The 4,182-nt window shown below is 71.0% G+C and carries 4 protein-coding genes; all 4 read left to right on the top strand.

The genetic code is table 11. From position 1 onward, the window contains the following. Window positions 1-193: 193 nt before the first annotated feature. Window positions 194-619, top strand: coding sequence for a hypothetical protein (locus KBX53_RS24595; RefSeq protein ID WP_210861889.1), 426 nt, complete (start codon window positions 194-196; stop codon window positions 617-619). 12 nt (window positions 620-631) lie between these two features. Further along, entirely contained in the window at window positions 632-862 is a 231-nt protein-coding gene (locus tag KBX53_RS24590) for a hypothetical protein (RefSeq protein WP_210861888.1), read from the top strand. A gap of 13 nt (window positions 863-875) precedes the next feature. Beyond that, window positions 876-1,244 carry a hypothetical protein gene (locus tag KBX53_RS24585; RefSeq protein ID WP_210861887.1) on the top strand — a complete coding sequence of 123 codons (369 nt, stop codon included), beginning with the start codon at window positions 876-878 and terminating at the stop codon, window positions 1,242-1,244. A 229-nt stretch (window positions 1,245-1,473) separates the two neighbouring features. After that, the coding region (locus KBX53_RS24580) for an NACHT domain-containing NTPase (protein ID WP_210861886.1) at window positions 1,474-4,182 on the top strand (2,709 nt) is incomplete at its 3' end.

The raw sequence follows: 4,182 nt of genomic DNA, 5'->3' as shown, positions 1-4,182 counted from the left end.
GGGAACGTCCGAGTCCGAGGCGCGCGAGGAAGCCGCAGAGCGGGTGGAGCGCGTCGCCGACACGGACGTCTCCCTGGCCCAGCGGGCCCAGGAGCGGGCGGTCATCCGGCGCAGCGACCCGAACCAGGTCATCGGTTATCGGCGGATCCTGTAGCCGGAGCTCGGTGGTGGGGGACCGCCGTGCGGGTTGTGCGTGGTCGCCGCGGACCGGGTCTACAAGCGCGAGGAGCTCAAGCCGATCCACGACAGGTGCCGGTGTGCGGTGTTGCCGATCCTCCGGGGCGCCGACCCGGGACTGATGCTCAACGGCGAGGACCTGGACCGGCTGTATCGGGCGGCCGGCGGCACCGCGGGCAAGAAGCTCACGGGCCTGCGGGTCGGCATCGGCGAGCACGGTGAGCTCGGCCCGATCCTCTTCCCGTACGGCCGCGGCTTCCGCGACGCCGAGGAGGCCGACGCCGATCGGCGCGCCGGCTCGATCGAGCGGCGCCTGCAGGGCCTGGAGCGGTCGACCCGATCGCTGGAGCGCCAGATGGCCGCCGGCGAGACCCGGCTGCGACCGCTGGTGGGCTACCAGCAGCGGCTCATCGCCCAGCTGTGCGAGGAGCTCGCGGCGTGAAGGGAGCGGCCGATGCGCCGGTTCAGTAGGCGGTGGGCCCAGGCGGACCGCAAGCTGCGGCTTTCTGTGTGCGCCCTGGTGTTCGTCGCGCTGGCCTGGCCGGCGACGTCGGCCTGGGTGTGGATCGTCAAGGGCTTCGACCCGTTCGAGCAGCTGATGCTCGCGCTGAGCTGGGGCGCGCTGGGCTACACCGCCACGAACATGATCCTCACGGCGAAGGTGGACAACCACCGCGGCGACTGAAGCGGAGGTCGTCGTGCTGGTGAACCTGACGCCCCATCCGATCCGGATCTTCGGCTGGCAGGTGCCCGACCACTTCGACCTCGGCGAGCACGAGCCGCACCTGGTCATCGAGCCCTCCGGCACGGTGGCGCGCATCGGCCAGATCGAGCTCGGCACGCAGTACCTGCGCCACTGCCCGGCACCGGTGGAGTACGTCGACTACCGCCACGCCAACGGCCTGCCGCCCCGGCCGGCGATGAACAGCCCGCAGTGGCACCACCCGACGATCTGGTACGTGGTCTCGCTGGCCCTGGCCCTGTCGCAGGCCGGCTACGACCGTGGCGTACCCGGAGTATTCACCCTCGCCCAGAAACGGACCTTAACACTCCGGCCCGCCCTCTGAATCGCCGCCCGGCAGGTGCCCGGCGAGCTGGGCGATGAGCTGGCCCTGGGGGTCGGAGCCGGTTACTTCGATGGTCGGGCCGTCACAACGATGCTCGCGTACGTCAGCGCCCTGGCCGAGCCCGGTGCCTCCTCGGGCGCTCGCCCTATCCATTCGGCCGGTGACGCCGACGGAGGGCATCTGAGACAGTCGAGGCGTTATGAGAAAGCGTCCGGCCAGGCGACTCTCCTTGACGCTGACGGCGCTGCTGGTGGCCATCGCCCTCGCCATCGTTGGCAACATCGCCACCGGAACCGTCCGGCCGCCGGATTCGTGGCATTGGTGGACGGCCTCCGTCTGGGCGGTCGTGGCCCTGCTCGTCATCGCGTCGATCGGCATCCAGCGCGCCCAGTCGAAGGCCGAGCGGAGGGGCACGGACGACCAGGCTGTCGACGACTTGGCCTACCGGCTGGAGCGGAACTGGTCGAACGAGGCCGCGCGCCTGGGCGTGACCAGGTCGGCGCCGATCCCACTGAGTTGGCCCTCGGCGGACGGCCCGTTTCCCGAGATCGTCTCGGCCTTCCGCGAGTTGCCGCGCCGGCAGCTGATAGTGCTAGGCGCTCCAGGCGCCGGCAAGAGTGTCTTCGCGATGCTTCTGACCCTCGGACTGATCCGCGACCGGCGCGACGATCGACGCGTGCCGGTTCTGCTCAGTTTAAGCGTCTGGGATCCGGCTGAGCCGGTGGAGGAGTTCCTGGCGCGTCGTCTCGCCCGCGAGCATGCCGACGTCCTGTCCCCGTACGGCGATCCGCGGCGCGTCGCCGACCGGCTGGTGGAGCATCAACGGATCCTGCCCGTCCTCGACGGGCTGGACGAGCTGCCGCCGACGGCGATCGGCCGGGCGCTGCAGGCCCTAGACATGTATGCGTCAACGGACCGGCCGCTGGTCGTCACCTCCCGGAGCCAGGATTACGAGCAGGCTGTCCGGGAGACTGGGACGGCCCTCGGCCGCGCCGCGGTAGTGAAGCTAGAACCGGTCCGCGCCGATGCGGCGATCGAATACCTGTCGCAACCGGAGACGGCGAGACACCGCTGGGAACCGGTGTTCGACCACATTCGCGCCCCCGGCCCGCTGGCCGAGACCTTTTCGACGCCGCTGATGATCTCGCTGGCCCGGGTGGCTTACAGGAAACCAGGCACTGACCCCGGCGAGTTGCTCACCCTGACGACGCGACGAGCCGTCGCCGGGCGTTTGATGGACGCGTTCGTCGGCGCCGCCTACGACGTCCCGCCCGGCCTCGGCGACGTGTCCGCCCGGCTGCGGCTGCGATACCGCGATCCGAATCGCGCGCGACGGTGGCTGAGCTGCCTGGCCCTTCACCTCTACGAGGTTGGCACGCGGGAGCTGCACCCGTGGCAGATCGGGCCCGGCCTGCTTACTGCGCGCCCGCGGCGGGCCGCGGTGCTGACTTACCTCGCCGTCGCGGCGGTAGGCGGGGTGGTCGCCGGGCTATCCGCGGCCGTCCTCGGGCTCCACATTTTCTGGACGGCGTTCACCGGTGTGCTTGCCTTCGCCACCGCCGGTTCGCGGTGGTTGCAGCCGCTGTGGCCGCACGGCCGTAAGCCCCAGCGCCGGGTGTGGCGTCGCATGGGCTACGAGACGCACCGTCGCCGGGACCGCGCGGTTATCATCGGCGGATACGGCGCCGGCAGCGCTCTGGCCGCGATGCTGATCACTGGCGATTGGGCGGTCTGGCCGGTCATGCTGATCGCCGGAGCGCTCTACGGGTCCGTTGCGACGGTCCTGCCCAGGCTGCAGACGGCCCGGTGGCGGCGGGACGACCTGATGGGTGTGGCCGCAGCGGCGCTTCAACACATCGTCACCGGGAGCGTGGTGCTCTCGGCCGCCCGAGCGCTGGCCGGCTCGCCGTCGCCCTGGCGTTTCGTGCTCGTCGTCGCCGTCCTGTGCGGAGGAACCGCTGGGCTGGTATCGGGCGGATGGATCTGGTGTCGATACCGCCTGATCCACGCCCGCCTCGCGGTCCGGGGCTGGCTGCCGTGGCGGCTGCGCTCCTTCCTGGCCGACTCGCACGATCGGGGTGTGCTGCGCTCGACCGGTTCCGGGCAGCAGTTCCGGCACGTCATCCTGCAGGACCACCTGAGCCGCTCGGTACGCGAGCACCACCTACACCGTCGGGCCAAGGACGGTGACATCTCCGCCTCCCATCAGTTGGCCACGCTGCTCGCCCGGCAGGGTCGGCTCGACGAGGCGATTACCGTCCTCCGGCCCGTCATGGAGGCCGATCCCGGCGAACTGATGACGGCCGCCGCACTGGTCGATCTGCTCACCGCGCTGGGCCGCATCGACGAGGTGCGGGCGCGGGCCGACGCGGGACATGGTTATGCCGGATTGCGCCTGGCCGACCTTCTGGCCGGCCAGGGTCACGACGAGGAGCTGCGAGCCCGGGCCGAGGCCGGTGACTGGCACGCCGGTCGCCGATGGGTTGAACTGCTTGCGAGCCAGGAGCGCGTTAACGAGCTGGAGGCGCGCGCCGATGCCGGCCACGATTACGCCGCCGAGCTACTTGCCAAGATCCTTCGCCGGCAGTTGCGCGAGGATGACCTGCGCGCGCGGGCCGACGCTGGGGGCTGGCCGGCGGCTCAGGAGTTCGCCGAGTTGCTGACCGATCAGGCTCGCTTTGACGAGGCCGTCGCCGTGCTGCGTCCCCATGCCGACGAAGGGAACGCAGACGCCGCCCTGTGGATGGCCGACCTGCTGGCCGGCAGCGGCTGCGCCGAGGAAGCCACCGAAATATTCCGGGCCTTCGCGGACCGTGCCGGACACTTCTTTCGCAGGCGCAGCGCCGATCCGCGGAAGCGTCTCGCCGAGTTGCTCGCGTCCCTGGGCCGCGAGGACGAGCTGCGGGAACGCGCCGACGCCGGCGACGGAGACGCGGCC

It is taken from the genome of Micromonospora sp. M51 (assembly GCF_018070305.1).
GTDB lineage: Bacteria > Actinomycetota > Actinomycetes > Mycobacteriales > Micromonosporaceae > Micromonospora > Micromonospora parva.
The sequence above is the reverse complement of the archived record's forward strand: the minus strand, read 5'-3'. Positions and strand labels throughout refer to the sequence as shown.